The organism is Shewanella sp. Arc9-LZ (assembly GCF_010092445.1).
GTDB lineage: Bacteria > Pseudomonadota > Gammaproteobacteria > Enterobacterales > Shewanellaceae > Shewanella.
On the sequence record NZ_CP048031.1, the window covers coordinates 1141205 to 1161978 of the forward strand.

16 protein-coding genes are annotated in these 20774 nt (G+C 41.3%); 6 read left to right on the top strand and 10 right to left on the bottom strand.

Translation table 11 applies throughout. The features are described 5' to 3' along the window. The first annotated feature begins 20 nt into the window (after positions 1–20). Positions 21–404, top strand: coding sequence for an MAPEG family protein (locus GUY17_RS04930; RefSeq protein ID WP_101085836.1), 384 nt, complete (start codon positions 21–23; stop codon positions 402–404). Between the two features lie 147 nt (positions 405–551). Here the strand turns inward: GUY17_RS04930 and GUY17_RS04935 are convergent, their stop codons facing one another. Further along, positions 552–797, bottom strand: a complete 246-nt coding sequence (locus tag GUY17_RS04935) for a hypothetical protein (RefSeq protein ID WP_162022490.1) — start codon at positions 795–797, stop codon at positions 552–554. Positions 798–917: 120 nt separating this feature from the next. Between GUY17_RS04935 and GUY17_RS04940 the strand changes: the two genes are divergently transcribed. Continuing rightward, positions 918–1505 (top strand): uracil-DNA glycosylase family protein, encoded by a 588-nt coding sequence (locus GUY17_RS04940; RefSeq protein ID WP_242445096.1) that lies wholly within the window; start codon positions 918–920, stop codon positions 1503–1505. A gap of 91 nt (positions 1506–1596) precedes the next feature. Here the strand turns inward: GUY17_RS04940 and GUY17_RS04945 are convergent, their stop codons facing one another. Beyond that, positions 1597–2097 carry a YcxB family protein gene (locus GUY17_RS04945; RefSeq protein WP_162022491.1) on the bottom strand — a complete coding sequence of 167 codons (501 nt, stop codon included), beginning with the start codon at positions 2095–2097 and terminating at the stop codon, positions 1597–1599. 147 nt (positions 2098–2244) lie between these two features. Next, complete coding sequence (glnD, locus tag GUY17_RS04950; protein WP_162022492.1) at positions 2245–4893, bottom strand: [protein-PII] uridylyltransferase; 2649 nt, start codon at positions 4891–4893, stop codon at positions 2245–2247. Positions 4894–4974: 81 nt separating this feature from the next. Here glnD and GUY17_RS04955 point away from each other — a divergent pair, with 81 nt between their 5' ends. From GUY17_RS04955 to GUY17_RS04965, 3 genes are all read left to right on the top strand, one after another. Further along, positions 4975–5688: a 16S rRNA pseudouridine(516) synthase gene (locus GUY17_RS04955; protein WP_101085832.1), complete on the top strand. Its 714-nt coding sequence runs from the start codon at positions 4975–4977 to the stop codon at positions 5686–5688. A 64-nt stretch (positions 5689–5752) separates the two neighbouring features. Further along, positions 5753–6709, top strand: coding sequence for a LysR family transcriptional regulator (locus GUY17_RS04960; protein WP_101085831.1), 957 nt, complete (start codon positions 5753–5755; stop codon positions 6707–6709). A gap of 335 nt (positions 6710–7044) precedes the next feature. Then, positions 7045–9441, top strand: a complete 2397-nt coding sequence (locus GUY17_RS04965) for an OmcA/MtrC family decaheme c-type cytochrome (protein ID WP_101085830.1) — start codon at positions 7045–7047, stop codon at positions 9439–9441. Between the two features lie 745 nt (positions 9442–10186). On the opposite strand, the gene GUY17_RS04970 is transcribed toward GUY17_RS04965, so the two are convergent. From GUY17_RS04970 to punC, 7 genes are all read right to left on the bottom strand, one after another. Further along, positions 10187–11722 carry an MFS transporter gene (locus GUY17_RS04970; protein WP_162022493.1) on the bottom strand — a complete coding sequence of 512 codons (1536 nt, stop codon included), beginning with the start codon at positions 11720–11722 and terminating at the stop codon, positions 10187–10189. A gap of 282 nt (positions 11723–12004) precedes the next feature. Then, on the bottom strand, positions 12005–12343 hold the full coding sequence (locus tag GUY17_RS04975; protein WP_011636389.1) for a PBPRA1643 family SWIM/SEC-C metal-binding motif protein: 339 nt from the start codon (positions 12341–12343) through the stop codon (positions 12005–12007). 219 nt (positions 12344–12562) lie between these two features. Continuing rightward, complete coding sequence (locus GUY17_RS04980) at positions 12563–15469, bottom strand: valine--tRNA ligase (protein ID WP_101085828.1); 2907 nt, start codon at positions 15467–15469, stop codon at positions 12563–12565. Between the two features lie 33 nt (positions 15470–15502). Then, positions 15503–15952: a DNA polymerase III subunit chi gene (locus tag GUY17_RS04985; RefSeq protein ID WP_162022494.1), complete on the bottom strand. Its 450-nt coding sequence runs from the start codon at positions 15950–15952 to the stop codon at positions 15503–15505. A gap of 466 nt (positions 15953–16418) precedes the next feature. Continuing rightward, positions 16419–17111, bottom strand: coding sequence for a hypothetical protein (locus GUY17_RS04990; protein WP_162022495.1), 693 nt, complete (start codon positions 17109–17111; stop codon positions 16419–16421). A gap of 234 nt (positions 17112–17345) precedes the next feature. Then, positions 17346–18053, bottom strand: coding sequence for an ABC transporter substrate-binding protein (locus tag GUY17_RS04995; protein ID WP_162022496.1), 708 nt, complete (start codon positions 18051–18053; stop codon positions 17346–17348). 266 nt (positions 18054–18319) lie between these two features. Then, a complete protein-coding gene (gene punC, locus GUY17_RS05000) occupies positions 18320–19603 on the bottom strand; it encodes a purine nucleoside transporter PunC (protein ID WP_162022497.1) in 1284 nt (427 codons plus the stop codon). 210 nt (positions 19604–19813) lie between these two features. Here punC and punR point away from each other — a divergent pair, with 210 nt between their 5' ends. Then, entirely contained in the window at positions 19814–20716 is a 903-nt protein-coding gene (punR, locus tag GUY17_RS05005) for a DNA-binding transcriptional activator PunR (protein ID WP_162022498.1), read from the top strand. Positions 20717–20774 lie beyond the last annotated feature (58 nt).

Sequence of the window (20774 nt, forward strand, 5' to 3'; positions counted from 1 at the left end):
TTAATAACTAAGGATAGATTATGCAGACGATACTGATATGTTTATTGATTGCCATGCTGTTGCCGTATGCGGCAAAAGTTCCATTAGCGATGGCAATGGCTAAATTAGGCCGATATGACAATGACCATCCAAGAGCCCAGCAAGCTCAATTAACCGGTTTTGGGGCGCGAGCATTAGCAGGGCATCAAAATGCATTTGAATCGCTAATCGTATTTGGGATTGCAGTATTAACAGCATTACTGACCAATAATGTTACCGATATTGTTGCGCTTTTAGCCATAGTACATGTGGTCGCACGGCTGGTTTACCATGCGCTGTATTTATTGAATTTTGGAACATTACGTTCATTGTCTTGGTTTGTTGCCATCGGTGCATCGATTGGAATATTTTGCCAAGCGTTTTAAGCTTATGTTACTCAAACAACGGTGACTCCCATAAAAAAACGCCTTAATGGCGTTTTTTTATGGGAGTCAGTTGATACTCGTCATCATGAGGGTAGTCTAGGCTTAGTATTGGTTTAGTATTGGCTTCGCATTGGGTTTAGTATTGGCTTAATCTAGACTCGCAACACGTTCGTAGCCCATTTCGGTTAATTGGTCGTTAACGCAATCAAGCAAAAATGCGCCGACTTCACTTTCTGGCAGTTGGTCTTCAAGTGCAATTTGCTGGCAGGCTTCTTTTAATGAAACTACATCGCTAACGGGTGCTTGGGGAAGTGCAGCAGCACTAAAACTCATCGCTGTACCGCTAATTAACATAGCAGCTAAAGTCGTAAGGGCTAAACGTGAATGTTGCATGGTTGTTCCTTCTTGGGAGAACTTTGTTATTTTGACAAATACTACTGCAGCTTAGTTCCGTTAGATATAGCGATTAACGCGCTTTTTATGATTTTATATACAAAAAGTAAGGTATTGAATATGGTTTCGTTGCTCACTCAAGTAAAAAGTTGTCAACTTTGCGTATCAAGCCTGGTAGATGGTGTACGCCCAGTAGTGCAAATTGATCCGCAAGCAAAAGTGTTGATCATCGGTCAGGCCCCTGGACGTAAAGTACATTTGTCGGGTATTCCATTTGATGACGCCAGTGGCGACCGATTGCGTCTGTGGTTAGGGGTAACGAGAGACGTTTTTTACGATGCCAAACAGATTGCTATTATGCCGATGGGCTTTTGTTATCCGGGCAGTTATGCCGGTTCTGGTAAAGGAAAGTCTGGCGACTTACCTCCTCGGCCAGAATGCGCGCCTAAATGGCATGGTTTATTGCTGCAGCAGTTAGTTAACGTCAAGTTGGTCTTGCTGGTGGGGCAATATGCACAACAGTATTATTTAACCGATAAGCCGAAAACATTAACCGAAACAGTGCAGCAATGGCGCAGGTTTGGGCCTCGTTATATCCCAATCCCACACCCCAGTCCGCGCAATAATATTTGGCTTAGTCGTAATCCATGGTTTGAAGATGAGTTACTTAGCGACATTCGTCCACGCATTGCGAATGCGTTAGCCTAAACGTGGTGTTTTTTGATCTACTGTATTTATCTACTGTCTTGAACTACTATATTTAAATACTGTCTTGAATTAGTACTCAGTTATTTTTAAGTTATTGTTTTTGATTAATAAAGTCGATAGCGCTTTTATCTAAGCAGCGTTTAGACAAATAAGTCGTGGTTTTTTGCAGTTTAATTAACAAGCCCGCATCGGTTTCAGTAATTCGATAAATATCAGTCCACAAAATCTGTTGATTAACATGCAGCGACTGACTACTGATACCATTATCATCTATTGTAAGATTGACATGCTCACCTGCCGCTTTACTCATCATTTGACGCCATAACCACCAGGTTTTATTAAAACGAATACTCAAAAACTCTACCACGGCTAAGCCAATAAAAAAGTAACCTAAATAGTAGGTTTCTTTGGTGCTCATTGATGTTGGGCTTAGAGTGTCGAGCATTAAAATAGCCAAACCAACCAGTGCAAAAATGGCGGTTTTAATAAAACGTTTTGGTGATGTGCTGGGATGAATTGATTGCAGATAGCATTCTTCAAAGTACGACTTGTCTAGTACATATTCAGCAGTATAACTAAAGGCTTGTGACATGATGACCTAATTTACGGCAGTTGATGGGCATGATTATCGCATAGTCATCAGTTTGCTCAAAGCCTGCTTAGTGGTGAAATAAAAGCGCCATGGTGATTCATTCACACATGGCTCATTTGTATCAACAACACTGACTGATTAAGGTCGTTATTCGTCTGTGGTGATAGCTTGCATTAATGTTGCCGACAATTGCTGCTGTTGTTCAGGGGTTAACTGCTGATCGTCTTTATTGGATAATAAAAATACATTGTCTGCGCGTTCGCCGACCGTACTGATGGTGGCCGAATGAATATTCAAATCCAATTCCCTGAATGCACTGGCAATTTGTTCCATAAACTCACTGGTGTCTAATGCTGATACATTGACTAAGCTACGGGTCGATTTACGTGAATGCAAAAATTCGATATTGGGCTGATTATCGAAACTCTGATGTCGCCTCGACTGGCGTTTTTTCGGTAAATTAATACCTTTATCCAGCACCTGATGTAACTTGTTGATGACTTGTTCACGACGCTGTGCACTGGTAATTGGCTTTTCATCAAAATCGAGTACTTTAAATGACTCAACCACATAACCGTCTTTAGTTCGGGCTATTTGTGCCTGTTTCACCGAAATACGTAATGTCGCTAATGTATTGAATAATTTTACAAACAATCCGTGTCTGTCTTTGGTGTAAACAAACACGTCACTGCAACCTTTTACCACGACATCGTCGAGTAAAATTAGCGTGTTGTATTGATTGTCTGTTACAGGCGTAAGATCGTGGTTAATCATCGCTTGGGTGTATCTGGCGATATCATCCGCTTCGGCATTACTGAAAAAGGCGATAGGTAAACGACGCCATAATTTTTTGATATCGTCACTGCGATCGTCATCTGTGGCTAATAAATTCAGTGCTTCTTGCTTGTGTTCCCGTACCAAAGTACGCAGTTGCAGAATATTTTCAAAACCATTGCGCAGTGCTTTACGAGTAACAAAATACAAATCTTTTAATAGTGACGCTTTCCAGTCATTCCACAGATCATCATTGGTTGCCTGAATGTCGGCAATGGTCAGGCAGTACAGGGCGTCTAAACGGGTTAAGGTACCTACTTTTTTGGCAAAAGCATTCACGACATCAGGATCATAAATATCCATGCGTTGTGAGGTAATAGACATTAACAAATGATTTTCTACTAGCCAGCAAATCAGTTTCTCTTGTGACACTTTTAAGCCATGAAACTTAGCAAATAAATTGGCATCAACAGCACCGAGTTTACTATGGTCACCGCCACGGCCTTTGGCTAAATCATGAAACAATGCAGCAAATAACAGCGTCGACTTATTAGACATTTTTTGATAAATATCAGCGGCTAATGCCAGATCTTTATCCAACGTTTTGATGTCGTTTCCGTAGAGATATATATTTTTAAGCACCTTGTGGGTGTGCTCATCGACTGTATAGGCATGGAATAAGTCAAACTGCATCTGGCCAACAACTTCACGCCATTGCGGTAAATAAGAGGCTAAAATACCGTGTTGATGCATCAAGGTGATGGCGAGTCCCATGCCTTGAGGGTGAACAAATATCGCTTTAAATTGCTCTCGACAACGCTGAAAATCTTGTAAATCACCCATTAAACGACGTCTTACTTGGCGTAAAGATCGTAAGGTTTCTGCGGTAATACCGATTATTTTGTCGTGATGAATCGCGATAAACTCAAATAACGCCATAATTTGGGTGCGATCGATAAATACGGTTTCGTCGCGAACGTGAATGTACTTATCAACAATTTCAAAATTATCGTTAATCGCGATTATTTGTGGATTGAGCTCTGGAATAATTTCTCGTTGGAAATACGCCATTAAAATTTTGTTTAACTCGCTGATGCGCTTCATGGCGCGAAATAATTGGCGCATCATTTTTTCAATAGCAATATTGCCGCTTTCACCGATGGGCATACCATCACCAAAACCCATTAATTTAGCCACTTCAGCTTGGTATTGCAGTAATAAACGATTTTCAGAACGTTGGGCTGCTTGATGTAAGGCAAAGCGCACTCTAAATAAAAAGTGTTGGCACTCCATTAATTCAGCATATTCGTCATTAGTTAAAAAACCAAAGCGACGTAGTGATTGCATATTGGCAACGCCGAAATGTTTGCGAGCAACCCAGGTAAGGGTTTGAATATCACGCATACCACCTGGGCTGGTTTTAAGATTGGGTTCAATACTGTATGAGGTGCCTTGTGCTTTGGCATGGCGTTCTTGTTGTTCGCTGAGTTTGGCATTAAAAAACGCTTGGCTTTGCCATAAATCCTGGCCGTACAGTGCATTCAACACTTGCTGTTGGTGCTGACTATTACCGAATAAATGACGAATTTCCAGTAAACTGGTTGCAATGGTTACGTCATCCTTACACGCTTGGAATGTGTCAGTTAAACTGCGTACAGCGTGACCTAAATCGAGATTAAGATCCCAAAGTTGAGTCAGAAATTGGCTTACAGAAGCAGCTTCCGTAGGCGTTAATGGACCATCGTGAATAACGCAGATGTCGATATCAGAGAAAGGATGTAAGGTTTGCCGGCCGTAACCCCCAACTGCATTGAGCGAGATACGCGCGGGATCTAATTCGAAGGGTTGCCAAAGTTGGCATAATAGCGCATCGAAAAAATGTGATCGCTTATTCAAGGTGTCATTAATTGCACTTTGAAAAATGTTATCTTGTAAATATTGATCCAGTGACTTAATCGCCTGTTTTAATTCAGCGCTGGTCATATCTGGGCGCAAATCTGTACTAGCAGGTTGCGAAAGCATGTTACTCCTTAATGTTTTTGCCTTTTAACAGAATAAGGTATTCTTAAACAAATTGGTATCATTCTATATTGGTGAAGTTTTATGGTGTCTAAACGAGGTCGACTGGACCAATTTATTGCTGGTACGTTACAAATCCCCAAAAAAGCGGTTCGGCTATTGTTAGTCACCAATAAAGTGCTTGTTGATGGCCAGTTTGCTAAGTCACCAGACTTACAAATTGATGAGTTTACTCATATTGAATGTAATGGTGTGGTGCTGCGTCAATATCAAAAACAGTACTATATGCTTAATAAACCTGATGGGGTAGTAAGTGCAACCATTGATGATAAACATGCAACAGCATTAGGATTAATGACCGGGGTTAACACTGAAATGTTGCATATTGCCGGTAGATTAGATTTACATTCTACCGGGTTATTATTATTAACCAACGACGCTAAATGGTCCGAAGCATTAATGTCGCCGCAGCATAAAGTCGACAAACAGTATCTGGTAACCTTAGCTAATCCGCTAGAACAAGGGTATGTAGAGGCATTCGCCAAAGGGATGTATTTTGAATTTGAAGACATCACCACATTACCGGCACAACTCACGGTATTATCAAGTCATCAAGCTCGGGTGGTGTTGCGTGAAGGTAAGTACCATCAAATTAAGCGAATGTTTGGTCGTTTTAGAAATCCGGTGGTGGCGCTGCATCGTGAATCTATTGGTGAAATCGTGCTTGATAGCCAGTTAGCGTTGGGTGAATTTCGTTCATTAACAAAAGCTGAAGTTGATAGCATTTTTCAGCACTAGATCAATTTTTTTTATTTGGATACATGTTAATTTAATCGCCTCATTACAGCAGATTAGGTGATATGTGGATATTCAAGCACTGAAAAAAGTCAGCGAATTAGATGTATTTAGTTTGTTGGTGTTTAAGCTCATTTACGAAACCGGCTTTGCTAATTTTGCAGCCAAAGAGCTTGCTGTATCCGCGCCAAAAATTAGTCGATGTTTAACATCATTAAGGGCTATTTTTAATGACGAATTATTTTTTCGTCGCCAACAAGGGCTAAAACCGACCCCATTAGCTGAACGTTTATATCAGCCTGTATGCCAATTGTGTGACATGGTGAGCCAAATTGAGCGAGTGGCAGACGACCGCTTAAATCACCATCAAACACCGATTTTACATATTGCAGTATCGCCGAGCATTATTACCAGTGTAGCCATTGCGTTAAGTAAGCTTCCGCGTGATGTTATCGGCAAAGTTAAACTTCACAGTTGGCAAGCTGACACGGAAGAGTTGATTTACAATGGCGAACTCGATTTTGGTATTGGCTTTGAAACTCAAGATGCTCATGGTTTAGAGGCTTATCCTATTGCCAATGTGACGTCTTTATGCGTTGTAGGTAATATTAACCATTCATTTTGGGGTAGTGTTGAGAACATCAAGTTAGAAGATATTATTCAACACCCTGTGGTGTATTTACGCTGTAAAGGCTTTAACAATCGTATTGATCCTTTAGAGTTATATTGTCAAACCCATGGTTTGCTACTAGAAGATATTGAGTGCGCAAGAAAACTCGAAGATTGGTATTGGCACATACTGACCATGGACAGCTTAGCCATTACGATTTGTAATGAAGGTTCGTTTGCGCAACAAATTCCTCAATTACGAGTAGAAAAACTTCCACATGATGAATTTAATAAGCTCAATAGCGTGATGGCTATGCCAAGTTATTGTTTAATTGAGCGAGCAGAACACTACCGCCGTTATTCGTCAAATGTTAAGGAAGTGATAATCAATATCATTAAGTCATTGCTAGTGTGAAGATTGGTAACATTTTTTGATGAGATTCAGAACACTTAAGTTTGTGGTCTGAATCTTTTTTATAGCCATTATTTATGTAAATCGCTGATTTTATGGTTTTTTATTGGTCACCCACTATTTTTTACATTATCAAAATACATTTAATACCTCTTTAGGGTTACTTAATCTGAAACTGACGGTTTCATTTTTGCGTATACCTAAAACTAAAACTATCGATTACTGTTAACGAATTTGTAACCAAACCTCACAGGTTTACCACTGCAGACGGGTGTTTTGTTCTATTTCCTTATATTTTAGATGCGTAAAACCTACAAATTTAAATCGGGGGATTTAAAATGAAGAAATATAATAGAACATTACTTGCTGCAGCGTTTATTGCAGCGTTAGGTGTGACCGGTTGTGGTTCTGACGGCAGTGATGGTGCTGACGGAGCTGCTGGTGCCGCGGGTACAGATGGAACACCTGGCACGCCTGGTACTCCAGCTGGTTCGGTTGTTACAACAGTTGAAAATGCCTATGACTTTACCTTAACACTGGCTCCTACGGATATCGTCGTAGTAGGTGCTGATCCATTTAACGTTAAATTTACTGTAACAGGTAAAGGAAGTGGCGGAGCGGACGTTCCATACACTGGGCTTGATAAAGTTGCGTTATACGTGACCAGTCAATCAGCTAATGCTACTGACACTGGCGCACCAATGTTGTGGACAAACCATGCACTTGCCAATGATTTTGGTAGCAGCATGTATTGTACCTTAACCGGTACTGCCGCAGCTCGAGGCGGCGCTGTAGTCGATGCTTGTACATTAGTTGAAGATGAAGCTAATCCTGGTACTTATACTGGTTCTTGGGCACATGATGGTAATGCGCCTGTGGTATTAGCAAGTGGTGATGCAAACGATTTAGTCCGTGTGTTTATTCGTGCCTATGACGTTACGATGGCTGATGGTACAGCAGTAAGTGATAAGATTTTATCAACTCCAGTAGATTTTATTCCTGCTACTGGCGAACTTGCTGTTTCTGCAAAAGATGCTGTGTCTAGTGCAGCATGTATTAGATGTCATAGCCCAATGGAAGGTTACGCTGATACTGATATGCGTATTGCCAACATTGGTGCTCATCATAATTACCAAAAAGTTGAAAATTGTGTAGCTTGTCATAATCCTGCTTATGCTGGTGGACAAGACGATCCTGAAGTTGGTTTTAACGTTAACTTCAATGCCATGATCCATACCATTCATGCTGGTCATCATATTGCTGACAAGTTGACTGGTGAAGCCAAAGAAATGTTTGGTGGAGTTGGATTTCCTGCTGAGTTAAATGAATGTACTGTTTGTCATGATAATGGCACACAGTGGAACGACAATGTCTATGCTGAAGCCTGTTTATCATGTCACGTTGATGTTGATTTAACGACGGGTGTTAACCATAGAGGTATCGTTCCTGCTAGTGACGCTGTTTGTTCTGGTTGTCATGGCGCAGGTAGTTTAAGCCCAATCGAAGCTCACAGTGTTGATCGCCGTGCCGCCTTTGAAAATGGTTTGGTACTAGAGGTTGCTTCTGCTGAAGTCGCGTCAGACGTATTAACTGTCATCATTGATGTTAAATTAAATGGTGTGGTTGCGGCTGATGGTACTGATTTAACTCAGTACTTAAACAAAGCTAAATCAGGTGATGATATTTTAATCGGTACACTTGATGGCAATGGCGATTATGTGCGTGGTTTAAGTATCAATACAGCTTCTAATCCAGAAATGTTTGTGGTTCAAAGTGGCAAGTTAACCTTAACTAAAGCACTTACACCTAATCAGTTAGACGGCCAAATACTTTCAGTTACTTCTGAAATGAACATGTGTGGTAATACAACGACCGATATGGTTGTTGTTAATACCAAACTAGCTGAAGGTGCAGGAACCGATACTGGTGCTTGTGATGTACCTGTTCCAGCTAACATCGTCACTAAGTACTTTATGTTTGATGCAGTTGCGGCTAAAGGCGTATTAACTGAGGACAATCTACGTTTTGTTAGTCCTGAGTTGACAGCCTATACCTCACCTACACAGGCTGGTAACGACCGTACAACAGCTGACGAAGCTAAATGTAATGCTTGTCATGACAACTTGTCTCACGTTAAATCACCTAACCATGGTGTGACTAACTTTACACAATGTGCTGATTGTCATAACAACAACTATGCAGGTTCTTACCATGCAGATGTTTACAAGCAAGCTGGTGTAGATGCTGATGGCGAACCTACGTTTGAAGTTGTTGAAGGGTTAACTTATAACAACCGTGATCTAGTGACCGTAGCACATCGCTTCCACAGTGGTTTGTTTGCAGGTAGCACAGGTGCTGGCATTTACTTAGGTACAGATGGTGAAACTTGGGTTAACTATCCTGCAACTAAAACAAATTGCCAAGCTTGTCATAAAGATGCGAATGCTGCAGGGGATGCTATGCCATTCTTCTCTGGCACTGGTACGTTAACATCTGGCAGAACTGCAATTGCAATCAGTGGTGGCGAATTTATTTCTCCTGTCGCTGAAGCATGTCGTAGTTGTCACGCTCACTCTGGTGCTGCTGCTCTAGCTCACTTCAAGAGTAATGGTGCGACAGTTGCTGGTGATAGCGTAATGTCTGCTGCCGGTGTACCAATTGAGTCTTGCGCAACTTGTCATGCTGAAGGTAAAACTTACGGTCTTGATAAAGTTCACTCTGGTGCAGCGCACTAAATATCTAGATAACTTCTTAATCATCACTTAAGAAAGTAAGTAAGAGGGAGGCAGCAATGCCTCCCTTTTTTTATTCATTTTATCCATCAGTGTATAAGCACTTAATGGCCAGCCGGTATTAATATTTCTTCTCAAGAAGATATCGTTCAGTATCATTTATTACCCAATCTAATCCGACTTAAACCAAACCAACCTAATCAAATCTGCTCAATCCAACCAATGCCAATAGCTTTAGTTATCGCTATTTAATCGACCATTGAAGAGGTTAATGACATTTCAACGTCAACTGAATCATCTAACCTAGTGGCGCTTTATCTAAACTGATAATGACTTAATGGGCCAGACAGTTCGGCATGTAAATCGTTGAGATTATTGACACATTACGTCTGTTATTTGATGTGCGTCATTTGATGTATATGGGCTACCAATTGGCAGTGGACTGTGTAGATAATAAATAGAGTAGGTAATAAATAGAGTAGGTAATAAATAGAGTAGGTAATAAATAGAGTAGGTAATAAATAGAGTAGGTAATAAATAGAGTAGGTAATAAACCATAGTCGGTAATAACAACGGAGTTAATGCGTTATAAGTTAATGGGAAGTAAGTTGACGAGAGGGACGTTAACGAGGGACTGTATTATTGCTTCATTAATAATCTATCAACCTATTTTGGGCGAGAAAAACAAAAGGGAAGCATTGCTGCTTCCCTTATATCAAATATGGAAAGTACTCTACAGTCAGCTCAACTAAGCCACTTGTTGGCGCTGCATCCTTAATAGCCATTTTCCGTAGATGAAAATACCTACTGCAGAAATAATCCCAATGGCGGCTATAATATACCAAGCCATGCCGATATTGTTGGCTTGATATAAAGCTTGGGTTAATGCCTGTGGGTCTTGACCTGTGGTACTGACTAAGCGACTAAATGCTTCACCTTGAGGGATGTTAGCAATATCGGTTAAGTTCATACCATGTTCAGATAGCGCTTCACGGGCGATGCGTTCTTTTGACGCGTACATGTCATAAAGCTTAGGGCCGAAATAACCTTCTAACGTCCAACCTATGCCTTGAGGAAGCATGACAAAGCCTAAATACATGGCTTTTTTACCTTCAGGTGCGATGTTACCCATAAACTCGTTTTTCTTTGGGCTGATCATCATTTCGCCGACAGAGAACATGGCAATAGCCAATACAATCATCCAAGCCGCATTAAATGCACCGACCAAGGCAATGGCTAAAATACTCAATAAGCAACCGACAAACATGGTGGTGGTAATGCGATATTTAGCCGTAAGCGCAGCAACAATAAAGCAAGTGGTCATGATCATCCCCGCGTTGAGGTTAAGCATACCCTCTGGCATCACTTTGGTGCCGTCATTATTCAACCCTAGCCAGAACTGCAATATGCCGCTGCTGGTGCCTTCTGGGCCAAATAAAGAGGTGACAATGACGCTGGTATCAACCCATTCCGCAATGTGAATAGGCAATACATCAAATAATGAGTTGTATAAAAACCAAAAACCGGCAAACACCAGCATGTAGTAAATCACCACAGGTTTCTTTAGTTCTCTTAAGGCATCCTTCCACAGTGCTTCTTGTGTGATTTCACCATTTTTCACTTGGCGTGCGCGCTCTAAGCGCTCAGCTTTGCCGGGCTCTTTGTAAGCCAATAAGAATAAAAAGTTAAACGAAATAATGGCTGCACAGGCGTAAAACACGTTATCCCAAGATAATTGACGCATATGTACCGCCACCAATGGACCTAAAAATCCACCGATGTTAACCACTTGGTAAAAAATGCCCCAAGCCATTGAAGTATTATTTCGGTTGGTTGACAGTACTAAAGTGCCTTGAATACCAGGTTTGAATACCCCTGTACCCATGGCTAGCAACATGGCGCCAGCGAGAAAACCCCAGAAGCTAGGGAAGAATGCCATGGTTAAATAGCCACAGATTTTGATGATGGTAGAAACGAAAATGGTTTCTTTGTAACCGACACGGTCAGAAATTCCGCCAGTTAGCACTGGTACGAAGGTTTGTAGCAACGCCCACACGGATATAATAATACCGTAATCGCTTAAATTAATGCCCAGTCCGCCTTGTGATACTGGCGCTTTAGCGTATAAGCCAGCACTGGCTTTGACACCATAATAGGCAATGCGTTCTATTAGCTCCATACCACCGACAAGCCAAAATATATAGCCTAAACTGGTGATCGCGGCCCACATGCCTAACTGTTTTACTTCACTCAAATCATTGTCTGAGTGCGAATTAGTGCTCATAAGTCACCCTTTTATTTTATGGTCTGTTTCATTTTTATAACAAAGGCTGACACTTTACCTAAGTTCGTGATTAATACCAAACCCTATCCATAAGTGATCCGCCAAGAGTGCCGCTCATTTGTGAATTTGTGATGTGGTTACATAGGTAAGCCTCGATTGTTAAGTGTATACAACGTTAACGTTAACAATCTAAAGGCAATAAAAAAGCGGATCGTAAGATCCGCTTCAATATTTAATCATTGGTCCGTTAGTGACCAACGAGCCTAACGTTGGTATTTTGGTTTAAGCACCGCAACACTTTTTGTACTTTTTACCACTGCCGCAAGGGCAAGCATCATTGCGGTTTGGCTTAGCTTCAGAAGTAACCGCTTTGGGTTTATTCAATAAACCAGTTAAATCAACAATGTTTTCAGGCTTATCTGCATCAATAGTGATATTAGCAAAGAGTTGCTGTTCAGCGACCATAGCAGCCACTTCATGTTGGCGAGCTTCGGTTTGAACTGACAATATTAACGGTAACGCTTCCGTGCCCAGTTTGGCGGCACGTTTGGTGTTATAACCACTTTCACCATAAGCTGGCTTAGGGGTTCTACGACCTTTAAAAAAGTATTTATCAGACATGGTTTTGACCCATTAGATAGAATGATGATATTGGCCGAAGCTTATACACCAAAAATGTAAGTTGAGATATCAAAGTTTCAATTTTGAACCAAATAAACCTAATATTATCGCCATGGGTCACATCAACGAATATAAAAAACCAGCGAGTTATTCGCTGGTTTTTTTGAAGAGTGCTTTGTTAAACAAAGTAAACCTTAAGACAACAACTTATGGTTGCCGTTAAATCTTAGCTAATTCGACTTTTTGTTCGTTTAACTTTTCAATGTCACGAGTTAAATCGGTCATTTTAGCGCGTTCTTTATCAATTACCGCAGCAGGGGCTTTAGCCACAAAACCTTGATTAGATAATTTACCTTCAATACGGGCAATCTCTTGAGCAAGCTTTTCTAACTGTTTATCGATACGGGCCATTTCTGCGCCTACATCGATCAAACCTGCCATTGGGATTAATAGCTCCATATTGCCAACTAACTGAGTGCTCGACATTGGCGCCGTTTCACCTTCAGATAAAATGGTCATCGTTTCGAGTTTAGCCAAACTTGCAAAGAATGTTTGGTTTGCTTCAAGACGAATACGATCTTCGTAGCTCACACCACGCAGTAACGCATTAAGCGGCTTTGATGGGGCAATATTAAGTTCAGCACGAATATTACGTACAGCCACAATCACTTGCTTAACCCATTCAAGATCGGCCATCGCGGTCGCATCAACTTGATCTGCTTGATAAGTTGGGAATGATGCTAGCATGATGGTATCGCCAGTTACGCCTGCTAACGGTTTGACACGTTGCCAAATCGTTTCAGTAATGTACGGCATAAATGGATGCATTAGACGCTGCATTTTTTCAAGCACATTGACTAAAGTGTGGCGAGTGCCGCGCATTTGCGCTTCAGTGCCATTTTGCATAACAGGCTTGGTTAATTCCAAATACCAGTCACAGAATTGATTCCAAGTGAACTCGTATAAGGTGTTAGCGGCTAAGTCGAAACGGAAAGCGGCCATGTGGTCTTCAACGGTTTTCACGGTTTGATTAAACAAACCAATGATCCAACGATCGGCTAACGACAATTCCATCTCACCCGGTTTGCCATCTACTAACAGTTGACCGCAATCTAAAGGCTCGCCCGCTTCATCGCTATCAGGATCCGTCTGCACTTCAGTGTTCATTAACACGTAACGTGACGCATTCCATAACTTGTTACAGAAACTGCGGTAACCATCAAGACGTTTCATGTCCCAGTTGATGTCGCGGCCAGTTGATGCCATTGCTGCTAAGGTAAAGCGCAGTGCATCAGTACCATGAGCTTCAATGCCGTCGGCAAATTCTTTACGGGTACTCTTTTCAATCTTCGCGGCAAGTTGCGGTTGCATCATGTTGCCAGTGCGCTTTTCAACTAAGGTTTCAAGCTCGATACCGTCAATCATGTCTAATGGATCAAGGACGTTACCTTTAGACTTTGACATTTTATTGCCGACTTCGTCACGGATAAGACCGGTAACGTAAACGGTTTTAAAAGGCACTTGTGGCTTGCCATCTTCATCTTTAATAAAGTGCATGGTCATCATGATCATGCGGGCAACCCAGAAGAAGATGATGTCAAAACCGGTAACCAACACGTCGGTTGGGTGGAAGGTTTTTAAATCTTCTAAATTGTCTGGCCAACCTAAGGTTGAGAATGTCCATAATGCTGAACTGAACCAGGTGTCTAATACGTCGTCGTCTTGACGTAATACCACAGAGTCAGCAAATTGATGTTTAGCGCGCACTTCTGCTTCGTTACGGCCAACGTAGACTTTACCGTTTTCGTCGTACCAAGCTGGAATACGGTGTCCCCACCATAACTGGCGTGAAATACACCAGTCTTTAATATCGCGCATCCATGAGAAGTACATGTTCTCGTATTGTTGCGGCACAAACTTAATTTCGCCAGTTTCTACTGCTTCAATGGCTGTTTTAGCCATTGACTGCACAGCCACGTACCATTGGTCGGTTAGTAATGGTTCAATCACCACACCAGAGCGATCGCCATAAGGTACTTTTAAGCCGTGCGGAGCGACCTTTTCAAGTAGACCTAAGCTGTCAAATTCAGCCACGATAGCATCACGGGCTTTAAAGCGATCGAGGCCAACATAACGCTCTGGCAAGGCCATCTCGACGCCTTTGTTTGGGGTGCCATCAGTATTAATCACTTCAACAAAACTGCGTACGGCGGCATCTAAGGTGAAGATGTTGTACATAGGCAGTTGATGACGTTTACCGACTTCATAGTCGTTAAAGTCATGGGCTGGAGTGATTTTTACACAACCGGTTCCAAATTCCATGTCGACATAATCGTCGGCAACAATCGGCACTAAACGGTTAACGATAGGCAATAGAATGAATTTACCAATTAATGACTGGTAACGTTCATCATCTGGATGTACGGCTACTGCGCTGTCACCCAACATGGTTTCTGGGCGCGTAGTGGCCACTTCTAGGTAATCTTTACCGTCGGCTGTTAATGCGCCTTGGGCCAAAGGATAGCGGAAGTGCCACATGTGGCCTTGCTTCTCTTTGTTTTCAACTTCTAAATCTGAAATGGCGGTGTGTAGCTTTGGATCCCAGTTAACTAGGCGCTTACCACGATAAATAAGTTCATCATCGTATAGACGAACAAACACTTCTTGAACCGCTTTTGATAAGCCTTCATCCATAGTGAAACGTTCGCGATCCCAATCAACCGATGCGCCCATACGGCGAAGCTGTTTGGTAATCGTGCCACCAGACTGTTCTTTCCAGTCCCACACTTTATCAATAAAGGCGTCACGGCCTAAATCATGGCGAGTTTTACCTTCTTCGGCTTCAAGCTTCCGCTCAACCAACATTTGAGTCGCAATACCCGCGTGGTCGGTGCCGACTTGCCATAAGGTATTTTTACCTTTCATGCGCTCAAAGCGGGTAAGGGTATCCATGATGGTGTCTTGGAAGGCATGACCCATGTGCAAGCTACCGGTTACATTCGGTGGCGGGATCATGATGCAGTAATTGCCTTTTGATTCATCACCATGCGGCTTGAAGTAACCTTGCTCTTCCCAGTTTTGGTAAAGGGCTTGTTCGATAGACTTTGGGTTGTATGTTTTTTCCATAGGAGCGTTATGTTCTCTATCTAAATTAAGTGTTTATTCAGCTAATGCTTGAGTGCTGGGCGTAATGCCTACATTCTGATATTGACGGTAGCGATTGCGAGCAATGCGCTTGAGTTCGTCATCATTAGCGACAAAATCGATAATATGGGGCAAGTTTACCGCAAAACTGGGCATTTGGTCTGCAAGATTAATCAGAACTTGGCGACTTTTATTTGGCCCTAAGGTATCAAAACCTATTTCCAAAGGTGCACCTGTTACTGGGCCTTCACCTTTTAAGTTGTGTGGTACAAAGGCGTTTGGCTCAAATTGCCACAGTAATTCGTCAATGGCATAAGCTTGCTGTTTGTCTTTGCAGTGAATGTAAACGGTTTTTTGTTGACGATATTGTTGTTCAGCTAACCTGCAAGCAGCTAAATAGAGCGCATCTAATGCACTCATTTGATTATGATTATCAGGCATAAGGTAAAACAAGGCTTGAGTCATGTGGTGATGCTTTTAACAGGTTAATAAGTTGGGCTCGAGTTTACACTAAAATCGTCTGCGGGTTAATGGCCTCGTGATGCGATATTCATATGATGTTGGAATAGATTAATATCCCTAGCGTCAGTTTTATACTACTAATTAATCCGAAATATATCGCGATCATAATGGATTTTCTGCGCCGTTCAGGCAGCAGTTCTATAATTGTAGGATGGCGGTCTGACTGCTGAGTTGGGGTTAAACTGGATCGCCACAATAAAAAACAAATGATGGTTAAGTTGTATGGCGTGTTGTTTATAAGGATTTGTTGCTTTCGCCATGGGCTTAACACTAGTAGTCGACTATAAACCTGTTGCTGATTTATGGATAAGCTAAAACGGGTGGTGACACGGTTGTAATAGACATCTATTTTCTGATTATCAATTAAATGTGTTTTGTGTTGTTTGAGTTCAAATCGCATTGGTTTGCCTTAACGGATTAACTCACATTTTACATGAGTAGGATTAGTCCCTTTGGTGCACTCTTTTAAAGCTCTGCGTTGTGCTTTTAACATTGAGTCATAACCATAACCGTATCCATATCTAACATTACCCATATCGTTAACCGATACAGCCAGTGCTTTATGGTTTTTAAAGCCTTCATACTTGATTAACACATCAATAAGTTTCTGATCATTTGTCACAAACTGACACGCTTTAGGTTGCGGCGTTTGTTCACAGGCTAATGGGTAATGGTCAAATACAGGGTAGGAAATATCGATACTGTCAAACCAAGAGGACCAAGTCGTTTCTTGAGTCTCAATGAGGATATCAGCTGGAATATGAATTTGCAGTTGTTGGTCGTCAGAATCTTGTTGTCCTAACCAGACTAAGTTGAGTTTATTATCGTTAGGATGGTCATTGGCAACGAACACGTCGCCAGCACAATTGTCACACAGTTGCTCGTCAGCTTTTATGATTGATATTTGAGTTGAGTAGCCAGAAGCGCCGCCGCAACTTCTTTCAAAGATAACAGCCTTGTACATTTTATCTAATGAAAGTGATTCGGTGTAAACATTATTACCGCACATGGAACTGAGTAGCCAGCCCAATAAAATAGCCATTAACCCAAAAAGCGCCAACGCGCTGACTATTGAAATGAGTATGACTTTCATCGCCTTCATCTGAACATTCCTTTCAGTGAGTTTTATTTCATTAAATTAGACATTTAAGCTATTTTGGGTTTTATATTAAATTTGTTACTTACATGTAACAAGTTAATCATTGTTTATTCTTAGTCAGTTTGGTTTAGAGAGGATCTTTTGGGGATATTGCATTAAGCATATTTAGCGGATAACGAAAATTCGATAGTAAAAATTATCTATTGCAGTTGTTATGTATTGGAAATTAATGATCCGTTATCGCTTAGCAATATCGGTATCAGTTGGAAAATAATCTTGATAAATGGTCTGGTACATACCTGATGATTTTAACTCATCAAATGCTTGCTGCCATAGTGCAATAACCTCATCAGAAGTGTCGTTTGAAAATGCGATATACAAGGTAGAGTCGTATAACTTAATCGGGGTACGTTCTATTGAGTTGATATCGATATCGGCTGCTTTTGCCAAAAATGGCATCACTAGTTCGCTCATTGGCGCAACATCAACTCGGCCATAACTGAGCATTTTGAGCGATTGTAATTGGGATTTATCAGTACTGAGGTTAGTGAATCCTTGGGAATCCAAATAGGTGTGATCAGCATTACCCAGTACTACACCAACATTTCGGACACGTTTTAAGTCTTCTAAATATGCTAATGAGAGTCCGGAATTACGTTTTTGGTAAAAATACACTCCGCTGCTAATAATGGGACCTACCCATTTCATGTTTACTTCTCTTTCTGGCCTTTTAGCAATGACAAACAACGCAGTGTTTGGTTGTGATTTCAATATCTGAAATGCTCTATTAAAGGGATACATTTCAATGTTGGCTGTGTGCTGGGTATGTTGCATCATCGCTTGAACAATATCGATAGAAAAACCGCTTAAAAGATCATTGTCAAGATAACTAAATGGGGGGTAAAGGATGGGTGATAAATCGAACTTGCGGATGGTCTTTTGCAAATAGATCGCCCGTTGGCGTGAGTGCAAAGCAAACGCTGAGGAAGATGATATAAAGCGTTAAAGGCAAGCGTTTCATTTATTGGTTTGCCAACGCTAATGACATTACCAAGCGGTTGTGTTGCGTCATTCAACCCATTCCTTATGATTGTTAATTTTATGATTAATTGGAACATTAAATTGTTCAATAAATAACCTAGCATATGATGAAGTTATAGACAAATTTATAACCTCATCATATAAGGCGTTATTTTATCGCCAGACCTCAGTTACTGGTCTTTTTTAGTTGAGGCTTGAGATAATCTTGCTGGATCAGGAAAGGTAAAATTCTGATGTATTTTTGCCCATGAATCATGGCTTTTAATTATGTGGCCAACGGCAACCAATACTGAACAGGCCAGAATTCCCCAACCAATAGCGTTATCACCCGCACTTGCCCAAATTGCCACCAGACTTGATGCCCCAAAAGAGATAGTAATCTGCAAAAAGTTTTGTAATCCTGCAGCTTTAGCCGCGTTATTGCTGAACTCTTGCAGAGCATTATTGACCACAATAGGATAAATTGCGCCATTGCTTCCTGCTAGCAAAGAGAATGCAATGAGCAGTGGCAATATTGTTTCTGTATCGAGGATCACACTGGAGGTGAAAATGGCCGCAACACACAAACCAAACAATATCAGTAAACAGTTTAGGCTGACTTTGGTGCCAAATTTGCGGATCAGTAATTTACTTGAGTAGCCACCGACAATAAACATGATGGTTTGGGGAATAAAACTTAAGCCAATTTCTGTCGCGGCGTAACCATACTGCTCCATCACTGCAGGCCACAACGTTAAGTAAGCAAAAAAAGCCCCAGAACACGCACCAAAAATTACTACATTACCTAGATATAGGGTATTGGCCAGTAGTTGCTTATAGCGGATATGAGTTTTGCTTTTGTGTACGCTAGCTTTTTCTTTTGGCACAAAAAAATACGTCATGGCAATGAGTAATACTGCAATGATACATAAGCTAATAAACACCGCACGCCAACCAAAACTATTCAGTATTAGTGCGCCAGCAATGGGCGCTAATGCTGGAGATAATGCAACTAAAGGCATGATATTAGAGAAAATATTTTGAGCTTTATCGGCTGGGTATTGTTCTATCACAATCGCTTGCCAAATAACGGCTGCACTGCAAGCGCCAATGGCTTGGAAGAAGCGGGCAATATTCATCATCAACATGCTGTCACTGAACGCAATGAGTGCACTTGCCAGCATAAACAGGCTTAGACCCGCAAACAGTGAATTCCGTTTACCTATTTTATGCACTAACGGCCCATACAATAACTGTCCGATAGCGAGGCCAGCCAAAAAGCTGGTTAACGAGATGGCCACTTCTGAGGTACTTGCATTAAAAGTCCCTTCAATAGATTTGAATGATGGCAGGTACATGTCGGTAGCTACAAAACCTAACATACTCAGTAAGGCTAAATAAAACAGAAACAAATAGAATGTTATATTTGTTTGTTTTGTGTTGATTAATATATTGTTATTGTTCAAATTAGGCATATCTATTTTCGTCAGTTCAATAAAGGCCGCTAGCTTAATGGTTTACTAAATTAGCTGGAAACGTTTATTTTTGACAGCTGCTATCAAAAGTATTGATACCAAGATGTAATTAAAGGATCCTAGGGGGTATGGCTTAAGTTCAATATGAAACCTCGAATGCGTTATTCATCTTGTGCTGTTACCGTACATTTTCTAACGAGTTAAATTGATATGCTTTCACAGCAAGTTTTTGAGCTAATAGACGTTGTCGCCCAAACGGGCAGTTTTACCGCAGCTGCGAAAAAATTGCACAAAGTACCGTCAGCGATAAGTTATTCAGTCAAACAAATTGAAACTGAACTGGGGGTCGAGTTATTTACTCGCCATCATCGCAGTGTCAGCTTAACCCCAGCAGGAAGGCATTTCGCTGTCAAAGCTCGTCAGTTTCTTAACGAAATGGAGTTAATGAAACGAGACACTCAACGAGTGGCTAATGGCTGGAAGCCTATGCTCTCTATTGCATTGGATAATATTGTGAGAACGGATAGCGTTCATGCGTTAATTGCAGATTTTTATAGACAGTTTCAAGATGTTGAGCTGATTATTCGGATTGAAGTATTTAATGGCGTATGGGAAGCGCTTGCCACAGGAAGAAGTGATATTGCCATTGGTGCGACAACCGCAAATCCAGTCGGTGGGGCATTTAAATTCACTAATATGGGCAATATTGATTGGCTGTTTGTGGTCAGCCCTGATCATCCATTGGCAAATATTATGGGTCCACTTCATGATGATGAGTTGCGTGTTTTTCCGTCTATTTGTCTTGAAGATACCTCTCGTGATATTCCTAAACGGATTACGTGGTTGTTAAACAGTCAACGACGCTTAGTGGTGCCCGACTGGCACAGTGCTATTAACTGTTTTGTCGAAGGTTTAGGGATAGGCTACATGCCGCAGCATTTGGCTGGACCGTTAATTGAGTCAGGTAAGTTAGTCTGTAAAACGCTCCATAGAGTTAAACAACCTAGCGCCTGCTGTTTGGCGTGGAATGATGAACAAATGTCACCCGCACTAGCTTGGGTATTGGATTATTTAGGCGATGAAGAGCAGTTACATCGTCAATGGTTAGCCTAGTACAGATGGTTTTGAGGGTTTACTTTACAGGTTAATGTATTGACGTCTTCGACAATAA

What these genes read in the sequence shown, in the direction of transcription:
- GUY17_RS04930 (WP_101085836.1), top strand. Translation starts at nt 21, where the DNA reads ATGCAGACGATACTGATATGTTTATTGATTGCCATGCTGTTGCCGTAT.
- GUY17_RS04935 (WP_162022490.1), bottom strand. Translation starts at nt 797, where the DNA reads ATGCAACATTCACGTTTAGCCCTTACGACTTTAGCTGCTATGTTAATT.
- GUY17_RS04940 (WP_242445096.1), top strand. Translation starts at nt 918, where the DNA reads ATGGTTTCGTTGCTCACTCAAGTAAAAAGTTGTCAACTTTGCGTATCA.
- GUY17_RS04945 (WP_162022491.1), bottom strand. Translation starts at nt 2,097, where the DNA reads ATGTCACAAGCCTTTAGTTATACTGCTGAATATGTACTAGACAAGTCG.
- glnD (WP_162022492.1), bottom strand. Translation starts at nt 4,893, where the DNA reads ATGCTTTCGCAACCTGCTAGTACAGATTTGCGCCCAGATATGACCAGC.
- GUY17_RS04955 (WP_101085832.1), top strand. Translation starts at nt 4,975, where the DNA reads ATGGTGTCTAAACGAGGTCGACTGGACCAATTTATTGCTGGTACGTTA.
- GUY17_RS04965 (WP_101085830.1), top strand. Translation starts at nt 7,045, where the DNA reads ATGAAGAAATATAATAGAACATTACTTGCTGCAGCGTTTATTGCAGCG.
- GUY17_RS04970 (WP_162022493.1), bottom strand. Translation starts at nt 11,722, where the DNA reads ATGAGCACTAATTCGCACTCAGACAATGATTTGAGTGAAGTAAAACAG.
- GUY17_RS04975 (WP_011636389.1), bottom strand. Translation starts at nt 12,343, where the DNA reads ATGTCTGATAAATACTTTTTTAAAGGTCGTAGAACCCCTAAGCCAGCT.
- GUY17_RS04980 (WP_101085828.1), bottom strand. Translation starts at nt 15,469, where the DNA reads ATGGAAAAAACATACAACCCAAAGTCTATCGAACAAGCCCTTTACCAA.
- GUY17_RS04985 (WP_162022494.1), bottom strand. Translation starts at nt 15,952, where the DNA reads ATGACTCAAGCCTTGTTTTACCTTATGCCTGATAATCATAATCAAATG.
- GUY17_RS04990 (WP_162022495.1), bottom strand. Translation starts at nt 17,111, where the DNA reads ATGAAGGCGATGAAAGTCATACTCATTTCAATAGTCAGCGCGTTGGCG.
- punC (WP_162022497.1), bottom strand. Translation starts at nt 19,603, where the DNA reads ATGCCTAATTTGAACAATAACAATATATTAATCAACACAAAACAAACA.
- punR (WP_162022498.1), top strand. Translation starts at nt 19,814, where the DNA reads ATGCTTTCACAGCAAGTTTTTGAGCTAATAGACGTTGTCGCCCAAACG.